This window comes from Ruminococcus sp. (assembly GCF_017549005.1).
GTDB lineage: Bacteria > Bacillota > Clostridia > Oscillospirales > Ruminococcaceae > Ruminococcus.
In genome coordinates this window covers 102715-127347 of the sequence record NZ_JAFYYT010000040.1, presented here as the reverse complement: position 1 = coordinate 127347, position 24633 = coordinate 102715, and the positions used below count along the sequence as shown (strand labels likewise).

Here is a 24633-nt window from a genome sequence, read left to right as displayed (position 1 = left end):
TGTTGTTGTTGTTGTTGCGGAAGTTGTGGTTGTAGTCTTTGATGAAGTTGTTGTGTTTTCACTTGAGTTTCCGGAGGATACAATGAACGCTTCAAGGCTTTCAGCTCCCGATTCGGCAGGGTCGATCTGCTTGCCGGATTTGTCTGAAGCGTACCATGCCTGGAGAATAGCTGATTTCTGTTCCTTGATATTTGAAACGAGCTTAGCGATAGTATCTTCGTCGGTAACAGCAACTGCTTCTGTTGAAGATACATCCATTATCTGCTTTGGAGCGTTGATATCAATACCAATGGTATCGGATTTCTTAGTCTCCCAAACGTAAGCTACCCAGTAGTTTTTGCCGTCGATAGAGGGAGAGAAACCGAGACAGCCGTTCATGAAGTTTGTACTGCTGCCGAATTTTACCTCAACGAACGCCTTGTCGCCGATAGGTTTGCCGAAGTCAACTTTTCCCTCTGAGCCTTTTTTGCCGTAGATTTTGCTGCTGTCGGAGATAGGAGCAGTTGTGGTAGTTGTCGTTGTGGTTGCGGGCTTTGAAACAGTGGTAACGATAGTAGACTGTGCGTCGCCTCTTGCGTATTTATTGATTGCCTGAACTATCTCGGGCTGTTTCCATGTACAGTTTGATCTGTCAAGTAGCATAAAGCTGATATCGTCCCACCAGCAGCAGGTTATGCCTCTTGAAGAAGCAAAAGCTGTGAAGTAAGCAGCGCAGTCGATACGCGGCTGAACGTTTCCGCCCTTGTCACGCGCACCGTATTCGCCGATATATACAGGGATACCCTTTGATACGTACTGATTGTATACCTTGTCGATAGCCTGCTGTATCTCGCCTGTATCGGTGTTTATGTTGAAGTTGCGGACACTCTGCGAATCGCTTTCCTCCGCAAGTGCAAAGCCGTAGGGGAGATATGCGTGAACAGCTACGATAAGTCTGTTCTGTGCCGAGTCGCTGGGAAGCTTGAAGTTCTCGTTGGTCGCTCCGTCCACAGAACAGTCATAGCCGGGGATCGCAACATATCTTGAACCGTTCTTGCCGCCTGATGAGCGGATAGTATCAAGTACATCCTGATTGAGCTTGTTTATTGTCTTGATAGCGTCGATACAATCACTGTTTGAGGGATTTATCCACCATTCGTTCTGATGACCTACAAGACGGGGCTCATTCATTGTCTCGAAAATGAGTTTGTTGTCGTAGTCCTTGAAACGGTCAGCTATCTGCGACCATACAGTTGTCATATACTTCTTTGACTGCTGATAATGAGCGGAGTCCGGGTACATATATTTAATGTCGTTATCGTGGTGAACATTGAGTATAACGTACATACCGTCGTCTATAGCATAGTCAACGACTTCCTGTACTCTGTCCATCCACTGCTTTGTGATATTGTAGCTGCCGTCAACGTGATTGTGCCATGAAACGGGGACTCTTACAGTTCTGAAGCCTGCGGCTTTTACAGCGTCTATCATTTCCTTTGATGTCTTGTATCCGCCGTTCCAGCAGGTCTCGATACCCATTTCGCTGCCTACCCAGCCTGTATCATCGATAGCGTCGAGAGTATTTCCGAGATTCCAGCCAAGACGCATATCCTTTACAAAGTTTATGCCATCTGTATTGGGGATATCCTTTGAAGGGATATTGAGCTCCGGGATAGTATAAGCTCCGGCGTTTACATTACTGCTTTCAAATAGTGTGCTGTTTACGTTAACAGCAGCAACTGCGCTCTTACCGTTTTCGCAACGATCAGTAAAAGCGGTTAATGATGTTGCGATTGTAACAGCTGCAATAAGAGCTGTACAGCCCTTTTTAAGGAATTTATTCATTTTCATTCGTCCTTTCAGTTTTATTATTTTTATGCACGGTTACATAGTAAACTATATTACGACTATATTATATAATACACAAGTGTAAATTTCAATGCTGTATCTGATTGGAATTGTGCACATTTCAGCTTTTTTGTGTTGATTTCAGGCAGAAAATATAGTATAATATTAATGAAGTAAAAAACGGAGGTGCGGTATGCGGAAAAGATTGGCTCTTATAACTGCGAATACGGATACGCTTTATCAGACGAGCATGATAAAAGTAATGTCTGAGCAGTCGGCTATTCTCGGCTATGATCTCATTGTTCTCACTCATTTTGTGAACTATGACGACGGCGGCGATTACATGAAGGGCGACGAAAATATCTATTCTCTTATTTTTCAGCTTGAATTTGACGGAGCAATTGTTGACCTCGGTTCTTTTTACAGCCGCTCCCTCGCTAAAAAGCTGGACGAAATGCTGAAAGAGAAGAATATCCCTGTAGTGTCCCTCGATTATCAGAGCGAACACTTTGAGGACTGCCTGCAAAATGACAGGGAATGCTTCCGAAAGCTCACGGAGCATTTCATAAAAGAGCATGGTTTTACTGATATATACTGCCTCAGCGGTCCTGAGGGCGAGATACATTCGGAAGAGAGAATAAACGGTTTCAAGGACGCTTTATCCGAAAACGGACTTGAGATCCGTCAAGACCACATATTTTACGGCGACTTCTGGATAGGAAAAGCTGTGGAATTTGCTGAAAAGATAGTTTCGGGTGAACTTCCCAGGCCTCAGGCTATTGTCTGCGGCAGCGACTATATGGCTTTACAGCTCTGCCTCACCCTTATAAATAACGGCATACGCATACCAGAGGAGATATCAGTGGGCGGATATGACGGAAATCCCGATGTCAATTACTATCAGCCCTCGCTTACCTCATTCAGCGGAGCTTACCTTGAAAATGCTGTAAACGCAGTCTGTCGGCTCCACGAACTCATAAGCGGAGAAAAGGAGTATGAGATAGTACAGACTCTTCCGTATCTGAGGATAGGCGCAAGCTGCGGCTGCAGGGAAAGTATTGCTAAAAATGCGGATATAAGCCAGAGAATGCTGGACAGGGCAATGCGAGCCAATATTTTCATGCACAGTAATTACTCCTCTATAATGAGCAATGTTAAAGATATCAGGGAATTTGCAGAGGGTATGCTGAGAAATATGTATCTCCTCGATCTGTCGGGCGACTTCTTTATATGCCTCTGCGATGATATGTTCGGTGACAGTAATTCGGCGGTCCCGCAGAGGAAAAGCGGTTACACAATGAAAATGAAGTGTATCGTTACTCATATAAATTATAAAGGTGACGCAGCAGCGAAAGAATTCCGTCTCGAAAGCATTATTCCTGAGGAAGATATGATCTCTGAGCCGAGGACTTTTTTCTGCACTCCTCTGCATTATCTTGACAACAGCTTTGGCTACTGTGTAAGGAGATACAGCAGCAAAGAGATTGTTTTCGAGCAGTTTTACGGTGAATTCTGTCAGATCGCAGCAGACAGCATAGAGCGCATAAGAATGCTTGAGCATGAGAAATACCTCAATGAAAAGATACAGCGCTTGTCGGAACGAGATATACTTACAGGTCTTTTCAGCCGTAAGGGTATCATAAATCACATGGAAAAGCTAAAAGGCGATAAAGAGTATTTCGGAGTTCTGTACAATATCGAGGATATAGAACAGACGCGGCGAAGCCTTGGAGAGGAGCACCTTAAAAGGGTGTATGTTTCCTTTGCACAGGCTGTAAATCTCTCATGTGTCAGAGGGGAACTTGCCGCAAGGATAAGCAGGGACGAATTTCTCATAACAGGGGAGTGCGACGGTTCTGAGTTCCCCGGACAGCTTTTCATTAATACTCTCAAGGCAAACATAAAAATGATAGAAAAGCATCAGGATATACAGCTGTTGCCTATGATATCACATTTTTCGGCTGTGACCGACAATATATCAGCTCCCGAGTTGCTGATTTCACGGCTTGAGCAGAAACTGGAAGAAAGCCGCGATCCGCAGAGGTTTGCAGGGAATGTATATATGAGCATTATACGTCAGCTTCACGACAATATCTACGAGGAGCCCCAGCTGAGCTGGAATGCTGCCGCAGAAGCTGCAAAACTGCGGCTTAGTCAGTCGTATTTCCAGCATATCTATAAGAAATATGTGGATGTGAGCTTCAATTCCGACGTTATTTCCGCGAGGATAGCTCTTGCGGAGAGACTTCTTGTGAGCACCAATCTAAACGTCTGTGAAGTTGCTGAAAAATGCGGATACACGGAACAGTCATACTTTATGAAGCTTTTCAAGAACAAAACAGGAATGACTGCTCTTGAGTATAAACGCAAAAAGCTTAAAGGCTATAAATAATATTGTTAAAGCCTTGATCTATATTCGGCGAAGTATCATTTATATTGACATTACAGGGGCATTATGATATAATTAAAGTTGCTAACTATACGTTTTTGCCTTTTTCACGCGGGGGTGACATTATTAAAAAAATAATGAAATACGCGCTGAATATCGGTCTTATTCTTGTAATAACACTTTTTACGCTTCATCTTATCTTCAAGGAGCAGGAGCTTCATGAGATCATTCATGACCTCAAAGGCGCTGATCCGGGCTGGATAGCCATCGGAGCCTGTGCCGCTGTACTGTTTGTTGCAGGTGAATCGTCTATAATACATTATATGCTAAGAGTGCTCGATCAGAAAACGAGCTTTCTGAAATGTCTGAAATATTCGTTTATCGGCTTCTTTTTCAGCTATATAACTCCGTCTTCAACAGGCGGTCAGCCAATGCAGATGTATCATATGAAAAAAGACAAGATCAAGATAGGATATTCTACGCTTATCATGCTACTGATAACGATTGCATATAAATCTGTCCTTGTGCTAATGGCACTGGGATTTCTTATCTTTAATCATGACGTTGTCGCGCAGTATGCAGGAGATATGAAATGGCTCATAGTTCTTGGATTTGTGCTTAATCTTTCATTTATCGCGGCGCTTCTGCTCATCTTTATAAAGCCCATTTGGGCTAGAGCTCTTGGTATCAAGGTTGTCGATCTTCTTACAAAGATCAGGATAATGAAACGGAAAAACAAGGAAAAATATACGGAAAAGCTCATAAGGATATGCGATACATACGCTATGGGCGCCGATTATATCAAGCGCAATCTTTCGGTTGTGTTCAATGTCTTTCTTATCACAGCTGTACAGCGAATATGCCTTTTCAGTGTAACATGGATAGTTTACAGATCATATGGTCTGAGCAGCACAAGATTTATTGATATACTGACGCTGCAGATTATGATAGGAGTTGCGGTTGAAATGCTTCCGCTTCCCGGTGCGGCGGGAATATCCGAGGGTTGTTTCCTGCTTGCGTTTACAGAGATATTCGGCATGGAACTCGTCAAGCCTGCGCTTCTTATAAGCCGGGGACTTACATTCTATCTCATTCTTCTTCTCGGTGCGGGAGTTACTTTTGCAGTACATATCATCGGGATCAAAAGAGACAAAAAACAAAGTGAATAAGCTGATTTCGCTCCGCTGGCTGCGGAGTTTTTTTTAGTTATTCGTAAAATATCTTGCATTTTGTCATTTTATGCTGTATAATAGGGTAAGAGGTGATAAAATGAGTATTATCGCTAAATTATTGAAAAGTATCATTTCGTCTGATATTTATATACTGATATTTGGTTTTGTGACCCTGTATGTTGCATTAAGAGTCAATAAGCTCAGGAATCTTATTGATAATGATATATATGAATGGGAAGAAAAAAGTGACGAATTATCGAATAATCCTGAAAAAAACAATAAAATATTCGACAGCTACAAGCATCTGAACAGAAGCTATACGGTTTTTATCTCCCTTATTTCGATTTTCCCTCTGCTGGGAATGTTCGGAACTGTGATCGCTCTTTTAAGCATTAATATGTCTGACAGTGAAGCGATAAATGCTGCAAAAGACAGCTTTTTTAACGCATTGACTTCAACAACATGGGGAATAATTTTTTCTGTTGTTTTCAAAATTGCAAATGCTTATTATTTTGCTGATGTTGAGGACATAATACAGAGACTTTTATCGCTTAAGAAAAAGCTTATCAAATATGGTATTGATGAATCGCTCAAGAATAAATCAGGGTGGCGGATATGAAAATACGCGAGATAATTCTGGATTTTACTTCTTTGCTCGATGTAATAATGATAATTCTTTTCTTTTTTGTTCTGTACAGTACCATTGACACGGAAAAAGCTGCTAATCAGGCAAAAGAAGCAGAAGCTTCATATAATGCCCTGATAGAAGAACAGCATGAACTTAACGACGAAGCCTCAAAGGAACTGGAAAGAATAAAAGCTGCTGACAAGAATTCGGCTGCAAATCAGAAGGCGTTGAATGCATTTGATAAAGGCGACTTTTTTACTTTCACTCTTGATGTTGTTGATAAAAGCGATAACTGGACTTTGGACATAAAGCTCGGAAACAAACAGCTGGGCATGATAGATTCGCACGAAACCAGTGATGTAAAAGCCTCGGTACGGGAAGTTTTGCAGAAGTCAGCCCTTTCAGATGATGATGCATACATATGTATCCTGTCATTTGACGGCGAACAATTCGGAACTGCCCGTGCAGTAAGAGTGATAAATGAAGCAATAGAAAGTATTCAGCGCGAATACCCTAATTTATATTTCTCAAATCTTAATTCTAAAAAGTGAGGTAACTAAAAATGAAGAAGAATGAAAAAAATGAAGCAACAAAAGCTGAAGCAAAAGGGAAGAAAAAAAGTGCAGCTCCTCTTTTAGGTCTGCCTGCGATCATAGCACTTATTTTATTACTTTTACACTTCAACGGTATTGGTATTCCCGGTTTAAACAGCAAGAACGGAAAAGAATCTGATGAGACAAGCGTTTCACAGACAACAGAAAAGGTTGACGAAACAGAGCCGACTACGTTGGAAACGACTTCGGCTACAGAAAGCGAAGAGGAGACCAAAGAGGATATCATAGAGGTGTCTGTTTCAAAAAATGAGTATATTTACAATAACAACATGACAAGTCTTGATGATCTGATAAGTATTATCTCTGAAAGCGACAAGAACGTTCAGATAAGTATAAGCCTTGATGATACGGCTGCTAAAAACACTGTTGATGAATTAACGGACAAACTCGACGAACTGGGCTACAAGAACTACAAAAAGATCGAAAAATAATAAGAAAAAGGCTGATACGATAAGTATCAGCCTTAATTTTATGTGGTTTCTTTTCTGATGACAGTTCCTTTCGGGAAAACAAGGTCCGATTTGAAAGAAAACTTCATCATTGCGTGATTTGCAGTCTCGATAGTTTCGCCGTTTTCGTCGTAAAGCGTATCAAGAACAAGCTCTACGGGCTTCTGCGAGGGAGCAAGTATCTCTACTTTGTCACCTGCGAAGAATCTGTTCCTCTGTGTGCAGTAAACAGTGCCGTTTTCACAGCTCTCAACAACAGCCACAACGTCAAAATTGCGGATATATCCGCTGTTTTCGTAGTACTGTGACTCCTCGGGAACTCCGAAGAAAAAGCCGTTGCAGTATTTCCTGTGGCTTACCTTGAAGACTTCCTCCTTTATCCAGTCGGGGAGCACGAAGTTATCAGGGTTCTTGTAGTAATGATCCACAGCCATTCTGTATGCATTGGTCACGACAGTCACATAGTAAGCAGATTTGGCTCTTCCCTCGATTTTGAGGCTTTTAACGCCTGCTTTTGCGAGTTTGTCTATGTGCTCGATCATACACATATCCTTGGAATTGAGTATATATGTACCTTTTTCGTCTTCAAAAACAGGGAAGAACTCGTTGGGGCGCTTTTCCTCCATAAGGTGATATCCCCAGCGGCATGGCTGAGCACATTCACCGCGGTTTGCGTCTCGGTTGACGAGATACTGGGACAAAAGACATCTTCCCGAGAACGATACGCACATTGCTCCGTGGACGAATGTCTCTATATCAAGGTCGCTGCTGGTTTTAGCTCTTATTTCCGCTATCTCATCAAGTGAGAGCTCCCTTGCGAGAACTACTCTTTTAGCTCCCATATTGTACAATTCCCGAGCGGTAACGTAATTTACGATACCTGTCTGAGTGGAAATATGTATCTCCATATCGGGAGCATATTTTTTTATCAGCATAAGCAGTCCGATATCGGCTACTATCAGTGCGTCTACCTTTGCTTCCACAGCCTCTTTTACAAACTGCTCGAAGGACGGTATCTCACTGTTCCTCGGGAGCGTATTGCAGGTAAGGTAAACTTTTATATTTCGGTCATGAGCAGTCTGTACAGCCCTGCACAGCTGCTCAAAATCGAAGTTCATCGGCGAAGCACGCATTCCGAACTGCTTGCGTCCGAGGTATACCGCGTCAGCTCCGTAATCAATGGCAGCGTTGAAGCGTTCCTCGTCTCCCGCAGGAGCGAGGACCTCAAGATTATTCAGCGGCATTAGCTTCCTCCTGTTCCTTGAGAATTGCCTGTTCAGCTTCATATGCTGCTTCTGCAGCCTTTACTTCTGCATCCTTTATATTGTGTTCCTCAAGAGTCTGAGTGAAGAATGTTTCTCTTGTATAAATATTGGCAACGAAGTAGAAGTCGTCTGTCTTCATCTTCTGGAGTACTGCGTCAATAGCGTCCAGACCGGGGTTGCATATCGGTCCGGGAGGAAGTCCCTTGGTTATATAAGTATCATAAGCGTCTACCATTTCCTTGTTAGGAACGGCAAGTCTTGGCTTGATAACATATTTTGAATAATTTGAAGTAGGGTCTGACTGGAGGAAACCTGCTGTTTCAGCCTCAGGCTTTTCAAGACGGTTCCAGAATACGCCTGCAACATGGTTCATGTCCTCGCGGAAAGGAGCTTCGCGCTGTACGATAGAGGCCATGGTTATAAGCTTGTCAAGGCTGAGACCTACTTCTTTCATTTTCTTGATCCGGTCATCGGAGGTTATTTTTTCATTGAAGTTGTAGTAGATCTTCTGGCATACCTGTTCCGGTTCCATGTCAACTGTGAAAGTATAGGTATCGGGGAAGAGGTAGCCCTCCATTCTTCCGTCCGCGAATTTAAGAGGATCATGATCTTTCGGAAGCTCCTCCTCAAAATCAAAGCCGAATCCGCCTGCGTTGAATGCGTATATGAACTCAGCGGAGTTGCACACGCCGTTTTCCTGGAGAAGATCTGCGGCTTCAAAGATATTCGTACCCTCCACAAAGGTTATGGTAACAGGTTCCTTCTGTTCCTCATCCTCGTAAGTGGTAAGGGTTTTTATGATAGTTTCGTAAGCCATGTTCGGACTTACGAAATGCTCTCCTGCAAGGTAATTATCGGAGTCATTCCTCAGCTTTGAGAAAAGCTGGAAGCACTTCGGAGAGTTTATGATACCCTCAGTGTAAAGGAGCTGTGAAACGTCCTCGGCTGTTGCTCCGTCGGGGATAATTATCATCTTTGTGGAGTTATCTTTGCCGATTCCGAGTACGTCTTTGCCGAATGCTATTATAACAAGTGAAAGGCATATGGACAAAGCAAAAATGAAAACTGTCAGTATAAGTACGCCCGGAAGTCTGCTTCTCTGTCTCTTCTTCTTTTTCTTCTTATGGTGAGCTGTGTTGCGCTTTACAGCTGCCGAATTGCGCATAGGAATGTCCTCGTCGTGCATTGGACGGGGAGGTCTCTGACGTGCAGGGAACTGCGGTGCTTCAGGTGCTTCATCGGAAGCGGCTCTGTTTACAGGCCGCGGAGCTTCGTGAACTCTGCGTCTTACAGGAGCAATGCCCTCGGGCTTTTTCTCGCGGTTTGCAGCGGAGATATCAGCCTCGTGAGCGAGATTCCTTCCGAGATCCTTTGTATCCGAGAGCTGGTCATCAGCCTCTTTTACAGGGGCATCATCGGGAATGGTGTTATTATTATCAGACTCTGCTTTTTCTTTGTCAAGCTGATTGAGGATATCATTTATCATATCGTTGTTATCAGTCATTGCAGAGCACCGTCCTTTCTTCTGTTACAATAAGATCGACCCTGAGGTCGTGCTGCATGAGCGGCAGCTGCTGAACGATGAGCTCCTCATAGGCGAGGGCTATCGTATAAAGCTCGGGGTGAGCAAGGATATATTCATCGTAGTATCCGCCACCGTAGCCAAGACGTCCGCCGTCCTCGGTAAATGCAAGTCCGGGAATGATACATACGGTATTTTCTGTCATTTCAGGCTGGGGGAGAGCACTGTCAGGCTCGGGGATACGGTACATACCCTCGTGAAGGTCGGCTACTGAGCCGATAAGATGAAATGTCATCGAGCGCTCGGGGCCGCATTTAGGCAGTGCTACTTTCTTGCCCATTTCTATCAGTTTGTCTATGAGCAGATAGGTATCGACTTCCGAACCGAAAGAAGCATAAAGCATGATAGTATCTGCTTCGAGTATTTTTTCCTCCTGCAAAAGGCGTTCTGTTATATCCAGATCCTTTGAGACCTTGTCGCGTATCTCTGCACGGAGATGTGAAAATTCTTTTCGTAATTCTTTTTTATTATCCATAATCAGTCACATAAGATAGCGTTACGCTGTCGGCAGCTTTCTTCCTTTGAATGAACTTTTTCCACAAGCTTGAGACCGAAGTCTACTGCAACGCCTGCGCCTCTTGCGGTAACGAATATACCGTCCTCGGCAACGCCGCTGCTGCCGATAGTCGCGCCTTCGAGCTGTGTCTCGAAGCCTTCGTAGCAGACTGCCGTTCTGCCCTTGAGAAGTCCCTTATGCCCGAGTATTGAAGGAGCGGCGCAGATAGCGCCGATGTATTTATTGTTTTCAACGCAGTAGTCGATAGCTGCCTGAACGTACTCGGATTTTTCAAGGTTGAGAGTACCGGGCATACCGCCGGGGAGAACTATCATCTCAAGCTCATCAGTGAGAGGGGCTTCCTGAGCGATGGTATCTGTAACTACGCTTATGCCGTGGGAGCCGACTATGATATTGTCGCCGACGCCTACCATAACAACTTTTTTTCCTGCACGTCTGAGCAGATCGATAGGAGCGATAGCTTCTGTCTCTTCAAATCCGTTTGCGAGAAAAACATATATCATATTGTTTATCCTTTCATTTAAATGTAACAGTGTATTTTCTTAGAAGAAAAGCAGGGTGATAGGACTGTTTTGCTTTTCGCAGTCCCTCTATCCCGAGATCCTCTTCACGATTGATGTATTTATATCCGCTCGCGGCAGATCTTGCAAAGCTGTTGTTTATGCCTGCGTATATGCCGTTGAAGCGGGTATCGGCTTTCTCTATATGGACGCAGAAAGTATCATTGTTCAGACGGTCACCTATAGTAAAAGCAGCAACCTTGCCGTCTATGCGGATAACTCCGCCATGCAGTCCGAGCTCATTGAAATAATTGAAATACGTATTTATTGCATACTGCTCGGCTATAAAGGAATGATCGGAGTCTGCAGCCTTGCTGTTATATTCAAGAGTGCTGAACGTGATACAGTCGTCGAAGTCTTTTTCAGTCATTTCGGAGTAAACTGCTCCGAGCTCGCCGTAACGGGCGAGATGGTTGCGCTTACCGTGATATTTTCTGCCTGTAAGACTGATAAGGTCATCGGAAAGGTAAATGTAATCCCAGTCGCCCTCGTCGGTCTCTGTGATGAAACTGTCCGGAAACAGTTCGTTCAGCATTCTGAGCGACGGTTCGGTGATGCCAGCAACTCTCAGCGGTTTTCCGAGTTTTTCCGAATACATCTTCATTTCCGTAACGACCTCGCGGTAGTCTCCGCTGCCCGAAGGCAGAAAGAAATGCGGTATACCGTCCTCCGAACGGAACGAACAGCATATGTAGAAATCCTTGTAAAAGGCTATCTGCGAATCTCCGAGGCGTTTCCATGCCATATTGTTGGAGAAGCTGTACTCGCAGCCCATGAACTGAGAATATTCAAGAGCAGCAGTGATACGTTCCTTGTCGTTTATAGATATGTCTCTGAATTCAAGCATTATATTCAGGAATTTTCCTTTTTCATGGAAGCAAAGTATTCTTTTACCTCGCTGATCTTTCCGCAGGTCATTTTTCCCTCGGGACATTTTCCAGTGGCAACACATGACGGACCTGCGTGTGCAAATATATGAGGAGCAACCTCAAGGCATTGCCTGAGCATTTCGTTGGCTACAGCCCTTATCTCCCACTGTGCGCGGTTGCAGCAGCGATGTCTGAAAAAATTAAAAAGCGAGCGTATATTCATTGTAACGACGATCTTTGTCTCGCAGGCGTTCGGAAGAACGAATCTTGCGTCCTCATTTGCAAGCTTTGAAGCCTTTGAACGTGCGGTCTTCTCGTCCATGCCCTGTGCAATCAACTCGGAAGTGTGCTTTTCGGTCAGGAGTGCGGCAAGCTTTTCGTAACTTTCCGTTATCTCTCCGATAATCCTGTCATACTCCGTTTTGGCTTCGGGAATAGCCCCGATCGCAGGCGGAGTTATGAACTCAAAGCCGTTTTCATTGACATAACGCTGACTTTTCTGTGAATATGAGGCGATACGGTGTCTTACGAGCTGGTGACTGCAGGCTCTTGATATACCTTCGATGCCGAAAGTGAAGCTTACGTGCTCCATAATGCTTTCATGTCCGATAGAAACTAGCATATCAATGAAGCTTTCGGTCTTCTCTTCCGTAAGTCCGTCCATCAGGGACTCGATGTCGCTGCTAGAATAGCAGAGCTTTGCAGCCGTCGCTACAAGCTTTTCGGCGTCGGGAGTATGTGATATTAGTTTGACTTTCAAAAAAGACACCTACCTTATTAATAATAATGCACATATAATTATTGTATCATTTCTGAGCGGTTAAGTCAAGGAAATTACACAAAAAATCTTTAATATAAATGTTTTAATAAGTTGAAAAGGTGATAAAACGGAAAAAATTTTCATTTTACTATGGACAAACAGAAAAAAATGTTGTATAATAAAACAGTATTTGTAATCTACTATTATATCGGAGGAATATACAAATGAATAAATTTAATAGGTTCGCGTCGGCAGCTGCGGCTTTTGCACTTGCTGCTGCTTCAGCTTCATGCAGCGCTCCTGAAGCTATCACATTCGGAAAGGGAGCACAGACAGCTCTTACCGTTGACGGTTATGAGGTGCCTGCAGGAGTATTTATCTATAATGAGATAAATGCTTATCAGAACGCGGCATATAAGATGTATTACGAGAAAGGTTCAATGCCTTCAGTGGACGACGTAAAGGAATCTACTATCGAGCAGCTCAGTGCTTCAGACTGGATACAGAACAACGCTACTGACGCCTGCAAGGATTTCGTTGCAAATGAAAAGGAATTTGAAAAGATAGGCGAGAGCCTCAAGGAAGACGAAATTACCGAAATAAAGAATCTCGCTTCTTCATATTCGTCTGACAATTCTCTCATCGAAAACGGTGTAGGTGAGGAGTCTGTAAGAAAGATAATTGAGAACAGCTACAAGAGAGAGGCTATTTTCAAGCACTATTACGGACTTGATGCTGAAAAGGGATGTTCAGAGGACGAACTCAAGACATACTATCAGGACAAGACAACAAGAGTCAAGTATTTCTCAATAAGCATGGTCGATGAAAACGGTGAGCAGTATGACGCTGATGAAAAGCGCCGCCTAAACAATATGATCGACGATTACGTAAAGGAGATCAATGAAGAAAAGACTTCCGACGCCAAGCTCAAGAAGATCGACGAGTGCGAGGAGGACTACAAGGAGTACACCGATAAGCGCAAAGCCGAAGCAGAGGCTAAAGCTGCAAAGGAAGCCGGAGAAACTACGACAACTACAACAACTACCACTTCTTCGGGTACAACCACTACTACAACTACAGATCCCCATGCCAAGGAGATAACTATAACAAAGTACACAACTACAACTGCCGATAAGGATGAGTCCAACGATACGACTACTACCACAGCGTCAGCCGAAGCAGAGGCAAGTGAAAAGGCTTATAAGAACTATAACGACCACGTTTTCTCAATGGCTTACAATAAGGCTGAAAAGTATCAGTACGACGACGATACGGTTTATGTTATAATCAGAGCCGATATCAAGGAGCGTATGACTGCTGATGACCTCTGGACAGAGGAAAAGATAGAGTCTCTTCTGAACGAACGTTATTACAAGGATTTCGAGGATATGATGAAGAACGTTGTAAAGGGCTATTCTGTAACAAAGAACAATAAAGCTTACAGAAAATATACTCCTTTTGATCTCAACCTCGGTTAAAATAAAAAAATCAGGCTGCCTGAAAAGGCAGCCTTTTTTATGTGTTTAGGTCTCTTTTTTGCATTCTTACATCTTCGCCTTTAAATTCGAGGCAGGAGTACATGGAAATAATTCTTGACATGACTCTTTTGTCGTATCTGCGGGCAATACCCTCAAAATCAAGATTTGTGCTGATGATAGTTGGCTTTCCGCAGTTGAGTCTTGTATTGATTATGTTGTAAACTGTTGCGTTATAGAAGTTTGATTCGTATTCGGTACCGATATCATCAAGAATAAGAAGATCGGTATTCATAACAAGGTCTATCATCTCAGAGGAATGCTCGTAGCTGAAATGCTCCTTTTCAATATTCCTCAGAATATTTATAGCTGAATCATATATGACGCTGTAACCCTTTTGCAGAACCGCATTCGCTATGGCAAGCGAAAGGTGGGTTTTTCCGAGACCTGTTTGACCGAACATGAGGATACTTTTGGAATTTGTTGTAAAAGTTGCAGCATACTGTTTCACATACTCGAAAATATTCTTCATTTTCGTGTAGTTTTCGCCGGAATAATATGAAAGTGAAAAGCTTTCAAAGCTCGACGGCTTTAGCTGAGAGCGGTTGTTGAGCTTGTCAGCGGCAAGTTTTCCGCACAAAGTATTGAAGCAGTCGCAGAATTTACTGCCGTTATAGCCTGTATCGCTGCATTTGGAGCAATTGTAGTGTATATCAAGGTAGTTTTCGGGATAACCGTGCTCTGTAAGCATTTTTTTGCACATTGCCTGAGCTCCCAGATTGTACTGCCTGAGCTGTTCTATTTTATCGGTTATATCCTTGCCTCTGCCGTTTGATATAATGGAGATAAGCTCCTTTCCGGTATTAAAAAGGACTTCGTTAATTTCGCGTATCTGAGGTATTTTTTCATTGACCTCGCGTATCCGTTCCTCGTTTTCGCTGACAGCTTTCATGCGGCGATTAGTTAGTATAGCCTGTGCCTTGTCGAATATCTCGCTGTCCATTTTTACACTCCTTAATACAGAAATTTATTGATAACTGATTTGTATTTTTCGATATCGGGATCAATTTCGTTATTCTGAGAACCTTTATCCTTCTTTTTCTTCCTGAAGCTGCTCTCGGCGTTTTTTACGTCCTGAACAGTCCTGAAACCGCTGTCGTTCCAGGAAATAAGTATTTTATTTATGTAGTCGAAGCTGAGTTTATTTATCTGCTCCAGCGTTTTTTCGTAGGCGTAATGGATAATATCAAGCTCATAGCCTGCGTTTTTCCATTGTTTTATGAAGTCGTCCTGTTTTGTGGTTGGACGTCTTGTCATTTCAAAAAGTTTCATGATACTTGCAGTGTAATCTCTGGAAGAGGTAAGGCGCTGGATCTCGTCCTGTGCCGCAGACATTGAATTTATGTCGTTTTCGGCCCAGTCTGCTGCGATTTTCTCAACATAGGCCGTATTGGTCTTTTCTATTGAAGCGCAGTAGGTGAGAAGGGTGATGATCACCTCTTTTTTCAGTCCAAGGTGTTCGTACATCCATATAATAGAGTTCATCTGACTGTTTTTCAGTGTACCGAGAATGCCTTCCGCTATCTTGAAAAGCTCGCGGATATCTTGGGAATCTTTCATTATCTCAGCAATCTCCGAACCGCTGTAGTTAGCCTTATGGTCAGGGACCGGCTCGTGAACGACAGAAGTGGAGAGCTGCTTGGGCTCAGGAGCGGCAGGCTGCTGCATTATTGATCTTACAGCCGATATTTCCGGTGTGTTCTGAGGAGTAAGCACATTTGCCTGCTGCCAGAACATTATAGCCTCCTCGACCTGATCGGGCTGGACTCCCGTATTCGAGGATATCTCGTCAAGAGAGCACATTTTTCCCGAGTACCTGAGAAGATACAGAAGCACCTTTATCTGTCCGCCTGTGGCGAGCTTAAGAAAATTATCCGCAACTATACCAGGAACTCCGAACATTGTTCCCCATATGCCGCAGTTTACCTTAAATTCCAATAAAGACACCTCCGAAAGAATACTGCAAAAAGTATTATACCATATTTCTATGAAGTTGTCACCGTGCAAATTGTACAATCAGCATCGGAAATAAATGTGAAATTTTTTCAGCTATTATTTGTAAGAATTTTTAAAGCTTTCTGATACTTTTCAAGTCTTTTCAGAGTCTCAGGCGAACTTTTCACTGTTTCATCCAAGTATCTGCTTGTATCGGAATTATGTTTAAGATCAGCGATCTTTACAGCTTTAGCTATCGGATCGGTGCTTATTTTGCCGACATAATCAAAGTAATCGTCATTTTTGTCATGAGTAAGGAGTTTTACTGCGTCTGTGACTTCACGAGGAAATATCATTTCAAGCTCGTCAATTGTGATATCAGTATCCTCTGCAACGTCATGAAGGAGTGCGGCACAGGTCGAATACTCGTCTGTCATCTGCTCGGCAAGATGAAACGGATGAAAGATGTAAGGAACTCCGTTTTTGTCGAGCTGTCCATGATGAGCATCGTATGCGAGCTTCATCGCTTTGCAGGTGAGAGGTGTATATATCATTTGTGCTCCTCCTTGACAAAAGTAGTGTGTACTTGATAAAGTTTAAATAATTGGAAATCAGCGCTTAATTATATATTTCATGGCAAACCGCCTTAATGCCGGTTATTGAATACATACTTATTATAGCACACAGAAATTTTTTAAGCAAGTATCAGATTATTGTACTGTCAAACATTTCTTTCAGTTTGCTTATTGCCTTTTTTTCTATCCTTGAAACATATGAGCGTGAAATATTGAGCTTTTCGGCAGTTTCGTTCTGTGTATGGGGAGATGAGCCGTAAAGTCCGTACCTGTACACGATAATGTCGTATTCACGCGGTTCGAGGCATTTTTTCAGGAAACTGTACAGCTGTCTTGAACGGATAAGTATGTCAACCTGTTCGTGTATGTCTATGCCGTCGTCAATAAGGTCCAAAAGCGTCAGAGCATTTCCGTCCTTGTCGATTTCAACAGGTTCGTTTATGTATACGTCGCCTGAGGACTTTTTAGCTGCCCGGAACTGCATAAGGATCTCATTTTCTATACATCTGCTTGCATAAGTCGCAAATTTTGCTCCTTTTTCATAGTCGAAGGAGGAAACGGCTTTGATAAGACCTATCGTACCGACTGAGATAAGTTCGTCCTGTTCGTCAGTTCCGGAGGCGTATTTTTTTACGATATGAGCCACAAGCCGCAGATTATGCTCGATCAGCATGTTCCTTGCCGTTCTGTCACCGACTGACATTTTTTTGAAGCATTCCGTTTCTTCCTTTTTTGAAAGCGGTTTCGGAAATACGGCAGAATTGTCGATATGCAGGGAAAAGAAGAAAAGATTTCTGAGTATTTGTATAAACATAGCGTACCTCCTGATGTTGAGCTATAATATATTATGCTGCAGAGCCTGGACAATATAAAAATAATTATTTTGCTTTTATTTGTGAAATAACTGTATTGATAAAATTTATTGAAAAAATTTATACTGCGTATTGACGTTGCGCAATAAATATTATATAATAGTAATGTATGGATTTTGAAAGATAGTGATCGCTTGCCATTGCAGGCGAACGTTTTTGGAAGAAGTGATAAATTGAAAAACTATGTTTCGGCGTCTGTTCTGAGCGCTGATATGCTCGATCTCGGCAGCGAGATACGAAAGCTTGAAAAAAACGGTATAGATATGCTGCATTTTGATGTTATGGACGGTATCTTCGTCAATAATATCACTTTCGGTCTGCCTGTACTGGAACAGGTGAGAAAAGCATCCGGTATAACCCTTGACGTTCATCTTATGATAAAGGAGCCTGCAAAGTATATAAAGCGTTTTGCCGAGGCAGGTGCAGACATGATATCTTTCCATGTCGAAAGTGAAAGCAACGCTCTTGAAACTCTCAAAGCCATAAGGGAATGCGGAGTCAAGCCTGCAATTGCTATCAGACCTGCAACTCCTGCTGAAGCTGTATTCGATCTTCTACCGTACCTTGATATGGTGCTTGTCATGACCGTTGAGCCGGGTTTCGGCGGACAGAGCTTCATTCCCGAGACTGTTGACAAGATAAGGGCTGTCAGGTCCAGGATAACCGGACTTGGACTTAATGTGAATGTAGAGGTGGACGGCGGGATCAACGGCGAGACTTCTGCTATTGTACGCAAAGCAGGTGCGAATGTTCTTGTTTCGGGAAGTTTTCTCTTCCATGCCGACGATATGGCAGCGGCAGCAAAAGCACTGAAGGAAGATAAGATATGCTGAAAAAGGCAAGGAAAGAACGGCATATCTGGCTCGATATCATGCTGACCCTCCTGACGCTTGAACTGATGTCCTATTTCTATTACGGTATCCGTTCGGTCGTACTTGCAGCAGTATGTATTGCAGCAGCTTCTGCAGCAGAGATCATTTCGATAAGGCTCATGAAGCGGAAATTCTCCGCTGATGATCTTACCTGCACATCTGACGCACTTATCATAGCATTGATGTTCCCTGCGGTAATGGACTACAAAATAGCGGCTATTGCCTGTGTTTTTGCCATAGTTGTCGCAAAGAACGTATTCGGCGGACGGATAAACATGATTTTTTCACCTGCGGCTGCGGCTTACGTATTTGTACTGACTTCATGGGGGCGCAAGCTTCTCCAGTACACGGAGCCTCATGTTAAAACAGGCATTTTTGAAAAGCCTGAGGTGCTTGTCAATTCTGCTTCGCATACATTTGACCTTACAGGAACTTTCAAACATTTGGATTTTGAGATACTTCTCGGAAATTTCAGCGGTCCTTCGGGTGCTGTAAGCATTCTTCTCCTTGCGGTGGCAGCTGTTGTCCTTATGTTCAGAAGGAGTATTTCAGCAGGAGCTTTTCTCGGAACTATCTTCGGAACAGGATTTTTTGCGGTTGTGACGCCTGCTGTTTCTTCAAAAGCCGATTCGCTCAAGTACTCGCTTGTTACGAATATGGTGCTTTTTGCGGCAGTTTATATAGTTTCGGACGTAAGAATAGCTCCGAAGCGTGATTATTACGCCTTTTTCTACGGACTTTTCATCGGTATCTTCTCATACGTCCTTGTTCTTACGGGTGCAAAGGAAAATGCGATAGTTATCGTGTCTGTTCTGTTCACTCCTGCGGCTCTTGGCTTCAAGAACCTCGAAAAGAGGATAGAAAAAGTCGCAGAGGAGCATAATGAAGAGACAATGATAAGTGAAGGCACAGGCAGAGAGGGGGAAGTAACGGGTGACTGAACGCAGAAAAGCCCTTATGGACGGAATACTTGGCGATAATATTGTCCTGTCTGGACTTATGGTCATTTCACCTGTTATCGTATGCGGCGATACTCTGAAAAACGCGGCAGCCCTTGTATATGCTTTTTCGGCAATAACATTCCTTGCTGTGCTGATCTCTTCTTTTGTACCGCAGAAGCTTCCGTATACTGTAAAGGTGATCATCTACGCCCTTATAGCGGCGATAGTATATATTCCCGTTAAATTTGCCTCAAAGCAGCTCTATCCCGAGTCTATACCGAGGATAGGTATTTATTTCCCGCTTCTTGCGGTAAATTCGCTTATCGTATTCCAGACAGAGACGAAGTTCTTCCGTATGCCAAGGCGTGATATGATGATTTCACTTATATTCTGCATACTCGGTTTTGATCTTGTAATGCTTGTCACCGGATTTCTTCGGGAACTTTTTGCCTACGGTACAATAAACAATCATATCGTGGACATGAATACTCTCACGGACGGGCTTTCAAAGCCGTTCGGAGGCTTCATTTTCCTCGGATTGATGTGCGGAGCCTATCGTTTTATCAGAAATGCAGTCCAAAATGATAAAAGCGAAGTAAGGAGTGGTACTGATGTTTCTTATAAATGATCTTATCGCTCTTCTTGCAGCCAATCTCATTCTTTCACGCGCTTTGGGCACGAGTACGATTTTCATTGCCGCGGGAAGCAGGAAAAATCTTATGGCAACTGCCTGCGTCATTACTTTTTTTACTACCGCAGGCGCTACGGCTGCTTATTTTATTGACAAAATGCTCCCTTCAGCCGTGTCTGACCTCAGACTGCTGATGTATATCATTGTTATCGGAGCGCTTTATGTTCTGCTTCTTACAGCAGTATATTATACTGCCAGGCGGCATTTTGACGAGCTGCGTAAGTATGTTCACGTTTCAGCATTTAACTGTGCTGTTATTGGAACGCTTTTCACTATAAATGAAAGAGCTTCAATGAACGGCAGCACCTATGACCTCGGCGACTATGCAGGCGCAGGTCTTGAAGCCGGTGCAGGCTTCATAATATCCGCACTTATACTGACAGCCGCGTACAGAAAGCTCAATTCCTCGAAAGTCCCTGCGGCTTTCAGAGGTTTCCCGGCAATGCTCGTATACCTTGGGATCATATCAATGGCAGTATATTCGCTCAAATAAACGCAATATACTGATATAGGAGAGTTTTTTAATGAAGTTCAAAAACAAAGGACGCAAGATCTATAAGACAAAGGAAAAGAATTATTACGGAAAAAGCCCTGTTGGAAAGGCTTTTTCCGTGGGACTTACTGTTCTCCTTATAGGCGGTATCTTTTTTATAGGTTTCAGCGTTGCGGGACCGCTCATAAACTATGCAAAGCAGAAGGGCGATACTGTTACAACAACTGCTCCCACATTTGAAGAGGAGGTAGTTACTGACGCAAACGGAGAGGAAATAACCCAGGAGATCACAACTGCTGTGGTTCCGTTCAATATAGAGCGTTTCAAGGCTTTCACTCTCAGTACTATGGATATAACCGACAAGGATACCCTGAGAAAAGCCCTTAAGCGTGTTCCTGCCGATGAAAAGATAGAATATATCGACGTACCGATGAAGGAACCGGGGGGAGATATATACTACGCAACAAATAACTATTATGCTACTTCATCGGGAATAGTTGTAGGTTCTATGACTCCGAAGGACATTGCAAACGAGATTATTTCCGCAGGTTACAAGCCTGTTGCTCATATAAGTACGTTTTACGACAATACTGTTCCCATGTATTTTCAGGATATGAGCTATCTTACATATGCCGACGGTTCGCTTTGGATAGACAACAGTGTTGAGGCAGGCGGAAAGCCTTGGATGAGCCCGTTTTCGGAGAAGGCGGTGAACTACAACGCCGATCTTGTTGACGAGGTCACATCAGCCGGCTTTGTGAAAGTTGTATGCTCGGATTTTGTCTTTCCTGATTTCCGTCAGTCAGATATCGATATTCTCGGTGACAGATACGTAAGCTCGGACAGATATATGGCTCTTACATCGGCAGCGAATATGATGTACGACAAAGCTATGTCAAACGACGCGAAAATGCTTCTCGAGGTGGACGCTTCCGATCTTCTCAAAGGCAAAAAGGATGTTTTACAGCCTATGTTGCTCAGAGTAAATACACTGGTACTAAATATCGATCTTGACAATATTTCATACGGCGTTGTTACGCCTGATACGGTTTACGAATTTAACGGAACTCCCGCTGAAAATGTAAAGAAAATGCTTGACCTTGTGGGAGAGGATCTTGAAGATTTTAACGTGGCTGTCCGTGTTTCAGGCTCTACAGCCGGAATACAGGAGCTGCTTGATGCAAAGGATGAAATAGTCGGCTGCGGATATGATTCATACGTAATCGGCTGAAAAATAATTCCCGGTCCAGGATCGGAGAACGGAGTTTGTTATGGCAGAGAATTTTAAGGTTTCACTTCAGCGCGTCATTGATGAATTTAAGCTTGAAACTATCTACATACACAAGGACGCCAACGATGTAATGATCGATGAAAATGATGTTAATCGTCCGGGATTGCAGCTCATGGGATTCTATGAGTACTTCAATCCCGAGCGTATCCAGATCATCGGCAAAATGGAGTTTGCTTACCTTTCGACTATCGATGAGAAGACAAGGAAGGAACGCCTGCAGCTTCTTTTTGCCCAGAGGATACCGGCTCTCATAATCACAAGGGAGCTTCCGTATTTTGCGGAAATGCTTGAGCTTGCAAAGGAATATGAGGTACCGCTCCTCAGAAGCAAGGAAAGCACTTCAAACTTTATGTCGGGACTTATCGCTTTTCTCAACCTCAACCTTGCTCCCCGTGTGACACGTCACGGCGTACTCATTGAAATTTACGGCGAAGGCGTATTCATAACAGGCGAGAGCGGCGTAGGTAAGAGTGAGACTGCTATCGAGCTCGTAAAAAGAGGTCACAGACTTGTTGCGGACGATGCAGTCGAGATAAGAAAGGTGTCAAATATCAGCCTTGTGGGAAGCTCTCCCGATAATATCCGTCATTTTCTCGAACTCCGCGGCATAGGAATCATAAATGCAAGAAGACTTTTCGGTATCGGTGCTGTAAAGATGACGGAAAAGATCGATCTTGTTGTTGAGCTCGAACAGTGGAATTCCGAAAAGGTATATGACCGAATGGGCGTTGACACCGAGTTTGTAAGCCTGCTCGGTGTTAAGATACCTTCTCTTACCATCCCTGTAAAGCCGGGCCGTAACCTTGCGGTCATACTCGAGGTCGCAGCTATGAACAACAGACAGAAAAAGATGGGCTATAATGCAGCCCGTGAGCTCCTTAACAGACTCGGCATGGAGTCGGAGCCTAAGGAAGTTGTCCGCGATTATGAGGCGTTCTGAGAAACTTGAAAAAATATACATTAGATCAGGGGGACACTATGATAGATATAAGTGAACTGACTGTATTATGCGATAAGCTCGGGTGCAGGATAACTCCCGAGGCTCCACTCAACGAATATATCACATTCCGCTTCGGCGGACCTTGCCGAGCTCTTATCAGTGTTAATTCCGCTTCTTCTGCAGCAGAGCTGATAAGATTCCTCAAGGAAAACGGAATAAAGTACGGCGTCCTCGGCAGAGGAAGCAATGTACTTGTTCCTGATGAAGGCTTTGACGGCGTTATTCTTCATTTCGGCAGTGATTTTTCGAATATCGAAGAAAACGGCAATACTATCCGCTGCGATGCGGGAGCGCTTCTTGCCTCCGCCTGTGTTCGCGCACAGCAGCTTGGTCTGACCGGAATGGAGAACCTTTTCGGTATACCCGGTACCATCGGCGGCGCTCTTTATATGAATGCGGGAGCATACGGCAGCGAAATGAAAGATGTTGTCTGTTCCGCCGAGTATATAGACGAAAACTGCAATATCCGCACAATCCGGGCCGAGGATATGGAACTTTCCTACCGCAGCAGCATCTTTTCGGGAACTGACAGGGTGATAACGTCTGTTACCCTGAGGCTCAAAAACGGAAAGCCCGATGAAATAAAGAACGCAATGTCCGAATGTATGGCGAAAAGAAGCTCAAAGCAGCCTCTTGAATTTCCAAGTGCGGGAAGCACATTCAAGCGCCCCGAGGGAAGCTACGCTTCTCTGCTTATTGACCAGTGCGGACTCAAGGGCTTTAGCTGCGGCGGCGCTATGGTAAGCGAAAAGCACAGCGGATTTGTAATTAATAAAGGCTATGCAACTTGTTCAGACGTACTTGAGCTCTGTGACAGAGTTAAAAAGATCGTAAACGAAAAAACAGGCTATAAGCTTGAGCTTGAACCTGTGATACTAAGCTGATAAGCGTGATTTGGAGAGATCTATGCAAATTTTGATTGTAACGGGGATGTCGGGTTCGGGAAAATCAAGTGTAATGGACGTAATGGAGGATATCGGCTTTTACTGTATAGATAATATACCGCCAAAGCTGATTACTCAGTTCGTTGACCTTTGCAGACAGTCCGAATCCAATATATGCAGGATCGCTGTTGCAGTAGATATACGAACAGGCGATATGTTTGCTGAAATATTCCGCTCATGGCAGGAAATGAAGCGCCAGCCTGATGTGGATGTAAAGGTGCTCTTTATCGAGGCAACTCACGATGTTATCCTTAAAAGATACAAGGAAACACGCAGAAAGCACCCTTTGTCGGAGAAATTCAACGGTAATATACAGGAAGCCATAAACTATGAATGGTCTCAGCTTTCTCAGCTTCGTGAGATTGCGGATTATTACATTGATACTTCCAATTTCACATCGTCGCAGCTGAAGGAACAGGTCAAGACCATTTTCCTTGAAAAAAGCTCTGATTCGCTGATAATCAAGGTGATGTCCTTCGGTTTCAAGTACGGTGTGGCAACTGACGCAGACCTCATGTTTGATGTAAGATGTCTGCCCAATCCTTTCTATATCGAGGAGCTTCGCAACCATACAGGCTGTGACAGCTGCGTAAGGGATTATGTTATGGGTTTTGAGCAGTCGCAGACGCTCTTTAGGAAGCTGACCGACCTCATTGACTACCTTATACCTCTTTACGTACAGGAGGGAAAGAGCCAGCTCGTAATATCCTTTGGCTGTACAGGCGGCAAACACCGCTCCATAACCTTTGCTGAGCTTATGGCAAAGCACCTTATCGAAAAGGATTACAAGGTGCAGAAATACCACAGGGATATAACAAAGGATAAAAAATTCTGAACAGGGAGTGAGTTAAA

The 24633-nt window shown here is 43.6% G+C and carries 25 protein-coding genes; 14 read left to right on the top strand and 11 right to left on the bottom strand.

Annotated elements, in window-relative coordinates:
• Positions 1–1824, bottom strand: a 1824-nt coding sequence (locus IKW96_RS10875) for a glycoside hydrolase family 5 protein (protein WP_296574461.1), incomplete at its 3' end; no start/stop codon positions are given.
• A gap of 196 nt (positions 1825–2020) precedes the next feature.
• Between IKW96_RS10875 and IKW96_RS10870 the strand changes: the two genes are divergently transcribed.
• The 5 genes from IKW96_RS10870 (at position 2021) to IKW96_RS10850 (ending at position 7061) form a co-directional block, all read left to right on the top strand.
• Positions 2021–4219: a substrate-binding domain-containing protein gene (locus tag IKW96_RS10870; RefSeq protein WP_296574458.1), complete on the top strand. Its 2199-nt coding sequence runs from the start codon at positions 2021–2023 to the stop codon at positions 4217–4219.
• A gap of 134 nt (positions 4220–4353) precedes the next feature.
• Complete coding sequence (locus IKW96_RS10865) at positions 4354–5385, top strand: lysylphosphatidylglycerol synthase transmembrane domain-containing protein (RefSeq protein WP_296574457.1); 1032 nt, start codon at positions 4354–4356, stop codon at positions 5383–5385.
• A gap of 100 nt (positions 5386–5485) precedes the next feature.
• Complete coding sequence (locus tag IKW96_RS10860; protein ID WP_296574454.1) at positions 5486–6007, top strand: MotA/TolQ/ExbB proton channel family protein; 522 nt, start codon at positions 5486–5488, stop codon at positions 6005–6007.
• Positions 6004–6567, top strand: coding sequence for a hypothetical protein (locus tag IKW96_RS10855; RefSeq protein ID WP_296574451.1), 564 nt, complete (start codon positions 6004–6006; stop codon positions 6565–6567). Before IKW96_RS10860 ends, IKW96_RS10855 begins: the two co-directional genes overlap by 4 nt.
• An 11-nt stretch (positions 6568–6578) precedes the next feature.
• Entirely contained in the window at positions 6579–7061 is a 483-nt protein-coding gene (locus tag IKW96_RS10850) for a hypothetical protein (protein ID WP_296574448.1), read from the top strand.
• 38 nt (positions 7062–7099) lie between these two features.
• Here IKW96_RS10850 and IKW96_RS10845 read toward each other — a convergent pair whose 3' ends face one another.
• From IKW96_RS10845 to thyX, 6 genes are read right to left on the bottom strand one after another with little or no spacing between them, the layout of a single operon-like run.
• Positions 7100–8323 (bottom strand): U32 family peptidase, encoded by a 1224-nt coding sequence (locus tag IKW96_RS10845; protein WP_296574446.1) that lies wholly within the window; start codon positions 8321–8323, stop codon positions 7100–7102.
• Positions 8310–9848, bottom strand: a complete 1539-nt coding sequence (gene mltG, locus IKW96_RS10840) for an endolytic transglycosylase MltG (protein WP_296574443.1) — start codon at positions 9846–9848, stop codon at positions 8310–8312. The genes IKW96_RS10845 and mltG overlap by 14 nt, the downstream gene beginning before the upstream one ends.
• Entirely contained in the window at positions 9841–10401 is a 561-nt protein-coding gene (locus IKW96_RS10835) for a 5-formyltetrahydrofolate cyclo-ligase (protein WP_296574440.1), read from the bottom strand. The genes mltG and IKW96_RS10835 overlap by 8 nt, the downstream gene beginning before the upstream one ends.
• A gap of 2 nt (positions 10402–10403) precedes the next feature.
• A complete protein-coding gene (locus IKW96_RS10830) occupies positions 10404–10946 on the bottom strand; it encodes a DJ-1 family glyoxalase III (protein ID WP_296574438.1) in 543 nt (180 codons plus the stop codon).
• A gap of 13 nt (positions 10947–10959) precedes the next feature.
• Positions 10960–11850: a phosphatidylglycerol lysyltransferase domain-containing protein gene (locus tag IKW96_RS10825; RefSeq protein ID WP_296574435.1), complete on the bottom strand. Its 891-nt coding sequence runs from the start codon at positions 11848–11850 to the stop codon at positions 10960–10962.
• Positions 11851–11855: 5 nt separating this feature from the next.
• Complete coding sequence (thyX, locus tag IKW96_RS10820) at positions 11856–12632, bottom strand: FAD-dependent thymidylate synthase (RefSeq protein ID WP_296574432.1); 777 nt, start codon at positions 12630–12632, stop codon at positions 11856–11858.
• 224 nt (positions 12633–12856) lie between these two features.
• Between thyX and IKW96_RS10815 the strand changes: the two genes are divergently transcribed.
• Positions 12857–14110, top strand: coding sequence for a hypothetical protein (locus IKW96_RS10815; RefSeq protein ID WP_296574429.1), 1254 nt, complete (start codon positions 12857–12859; stop codon positions 14108–14110).
• A 37-nt stretch (positions 14111–14147) separates the two neighbouring features.
• Here IKW96_RS10815 and IKW96_RS10810 read toward each other — a convergent pair whose 3' ends face one another.
• The 4 genes from IKW96_RS10810 to sigK all read right to left on the bottom strand — a co-directional run bounded on the left by IKW96_RS10810 (position 14148) and on the right by sigK (position 17491).
• Positions 14148–15110: an ATP-binding protein gene (locus IKW96_RS10810; RefSeq protein WP_296574426.1), complete on the bottom strand. Its 963-nt coding sequence runs from the start codon at positions 15108–15110 to the stop codon at positions 14148–14150.
• An 11-nt stretch (positions 15111–15121) separates the two neighbouring features.
• Complete coding sequence (locus IKW96_RS10805) at positions 15122–16105, bottom strand: DnaD domain protein (RefSeq protein WP_296574423.1); 984 nt, start codon at positions 16103–16105, stop codon at positions 15122–15124.
• 107 nt (positions 16106–16212) lie between these two features.
• On the bottom strand, positions 16213–16656 hold the full coding sequence (locus IKW96_RS10800; RefSeq protein ID WP_296574421.1) for an HD domain-containing protein: 444 nt from the start codon (positions 16654–16656) through the stop codon (positions 16213–16215).
• Positions 16657–16807: 151 nt separating this feature from the next.
• Positions 16808–17491: an RNA polymerase sporulation sigma factor SigK gene (gene sigK / locus IKW96_RS10795; protein ID WP_296574418.1), complete on the bottom strand. Its 684-nt coding sequence runs from the start codon at positions 17489–17491 to the stop codon at positions 16808–16810.
• Between the two features lie 231 nt (positions 17492–17722).
• Between sigK and rpe the strand changes: the two genes are divergently transcribed.
• Genes rpe through rapZ form a run of 8 tightly spaced genes read left to right on the top strand, consistent with a single transcriptional unit; the run spans position 17723 to position 24616 of the window.
• Positions 17723–18382 (top strand): ribulose-phosphate 3-epimerase, encoded by a 660-nt coding sequence (rpe, locus tag IKW96_RS10790; RefSeq protein WP_296574414.1) that lies wholly within the window; start codon positions 17723–17725, stop codon positions 18380–18382.
• The gene (locus IKW96_RS10785) at positions 18376–19362 is read left to right on the top strand and encodes an RnfABCDGE type electron transport complex subunit D (RefSeq protein ID WP_296574410.1); all 987 of its coding nucleotides are present in this window, start codon (positions 18376–18378) and stop codon (positions 19360–19362) included. Before rpe ends, IKW96_RS10785 begins: the two co-directional genes overlap by 7 nt.
• On the top strand, positions 19355–19990 hold the full coding sequence (locus tag IKW96_RS10780) for an Rnf-Nqr domain containing protein (protein WP_296574407.1): 636 nt from the start codon (positions 19355–19357) through the stop codon (positions 19988–19990). Before IKW96_RS10785 ends, IKW96_RS10780 begins: the two co-directional genes overlap by 8 nt.
• Positions 19974–20546 (top strand): Rnf-Nqr domain containing protein, encoded by a 573-nt coding sequence (locus IKW96_RS10775; protein WP_296574404.1) that lies wholly within the window; start codon positions 19974–19976, stop codon positions 20544–20546. The genes IKW96_RS10780 and IKW96_RS10775 overlap by 17 nt, the downstream gene beginning before the upstream one ends.
• A gap of 31 nt (positions 20547–20577) precedes the next feature.
• A complete protein-coding gene (locus tag IKW96_RS10770) occupies positions 20578–21777 on the top strand; it encodes a putative glycoside hydrolase (RefSeq protein WP_296574402.1) in 1200 nt (399 codons plus the stop codon).
• A gap of 40 nt (positions 21778–21817) precedes the next feature.
• Positions 21818–22777, top strand: a complete 960-nt coding sequence (gene hprK / locus IKW96_RS10765; RefSeq protein WP_295089246.1) for an HPr(Ser) kinase/phosphatase — start codon at positions 21818–21820, stop codon at positions 22775–22777.
• Between the two features lie 38 nt (positions 22778–22815).
• A complete protein-coding gene (gene murB / locus IKW96_RS10760; protein ID WP_296574399.1) occupies positions 22816–23721 on the top strand; it encodes a UDP-N-acetylmuramate dehydrogenase in 906 nt (301 codons plus the stop codon).
• A gap of 22 nt (positions 23722–23743) precedes the next feature.
• On the top strand, positions 23744–24616 hold the full coding sequence (gene rapZ / locus IKW96_RS10755) for an RNase adapter RapZ (protein ID WP_296574396.1): 873 nt from the start codon (positions 23744–23746) through the stop codon (positions 24614–24616).
• The last annotated feature ends 17 nt before the right edge of the window (positions 24617–24633 follow it).

Bases quoted from the DNA above. Each gene is read 5' to 3' on its own strand.
- IKW96_RS10855 (WP_296574451.1), top strand. From the start codon at position 6,004: ATGAAAATACGCGAGATAATTCTGGATTTTACTTCTTTGCTCGATGTA.
- IKW96_RS10830 (WP_296574438.1), bottom strand. From the start codon at position 10,946: ATGATATATGTTTTTCTCGCAAACGGATTTGAAGAGACAGAAGCTATC.
- hprK (WP_295089246.1), top strand. From the start codon at position 21,818: ATGGCAGAGAATTTTAAGGTTTCACTTCAGCGCGTCATTGATGAATTT.
- IKW96_RS10845 (WP_296574446.1), bottom strand. From the start codon at position 8,323: ATGCCGCTGAATAATCTTGAGGTCCTCGCTCCTGCGGGAGACGAGGAA.
- IKW96_RS10865 (WP_296574457.1), top strand. From the start codon at position 4,354: ATGAAATACGCGCTGAATATCGGTCTTATTCTTGTAATAACACTTTTT.
- IKW96_RS10770 (WP_296574402.1), top strand. From the start codon at position 20,578: ATGAAGTTCAAAAACAAAGGACGCAAGATCTATAAGACAAAGGAAAAG.
- IKW96_RS10860 (WP_296574454.1), top strand. From the start codon at position 5,486: ATGAGTATTATCGCTAAATTATTGAAAAGTATCATTTCGTCTGATATT.
- IKW96_RS10870 (WP_296574458.1), top strand. From the start codon at position 2,021: ATGCGGAAAAGATTGGCTCTTATAACTGCGAATACGGATACGCTTTAT.
- murB (WP_296574399.1), top strand. From the start codon at position 22,816: ATGATAGATATAAGTGAACTGACTGTATTATGCGATAAGCTCGGGTGC.
- IKW96_RS10810 (WP_296574426.1), bottom strand. From the start codon at position 15,110: ATGGACAGCGAGATATTCGACAAGGCACAGGCTATACTAACTAATCGC.
- IKW96_RS10775 (WP_296574404.1), top strand. From the start codon at position 19,974: ATGTTTCTTATAAATGATCTTATCGCTCTTCTTGCAGCCAATCTCATT.
- mltG (WP_296574443.1), bottom strand. From the start codon at position 9,848: ATGACTGATAACAACGATATGATAAATGATATCCTCAATCAGCTTGAC.
- IKW96_RS10825 (WP_296574435.1), bottom strand. From the start codon at position 11,850: ATGCTTGAATTCAGAGACATATCTATAAACGACAAGGAACGTATCACT.
- IKW96_RS10785 (WP_296574410.1), top strand. From the start codon at position 18,376: ATGCTGAAAAAGGCAAGGAAAGAACGGCATATCTGGCTCGATATCATG.
- IKW96_RS10835 (WP_296574440.1), bottom strand. From the start codon at position 10,401: ATGGATAATAAAAAAGAATTACGAAAAGAATTTTCACATCTCCGTGCA.
- sigK (WP_296574418.1), bottom strand. From the start codon at position 17,491: ATGTTTATACAAATACTCAGAAATCTTTTCTTCTTTTCCCTGCATATC.
- IKW96_RS10850 (WP_296574448.1), top strand. From the start codon at position 6,579: ATGAAGAAGAATGAAAAAAATGAAGCAACAAAAGCTGAAGCAAAAGGG.
- IKW96_RS10815 (WP_296574429.1), top strand. From the start codon at position 12,857: ATGAATAAATTTAATAGGTTCGCGTCGGCAGCTGCGGCTTTTGCACTT.
- rapZ (WP_296574396.1), top strand. From the start codon at position 23,744: ATGCAAATTTTGATTGTAACGGGGATGTCGGGTTCGGGAAAATCAAGT.
- IKW96_RS10800 (WP_296574421.1), bottom strand. From the start codon at position 16,656: ATGATATATACACCTCTCACCTGCAAAGCGATGAAGCTCGCATACGAT.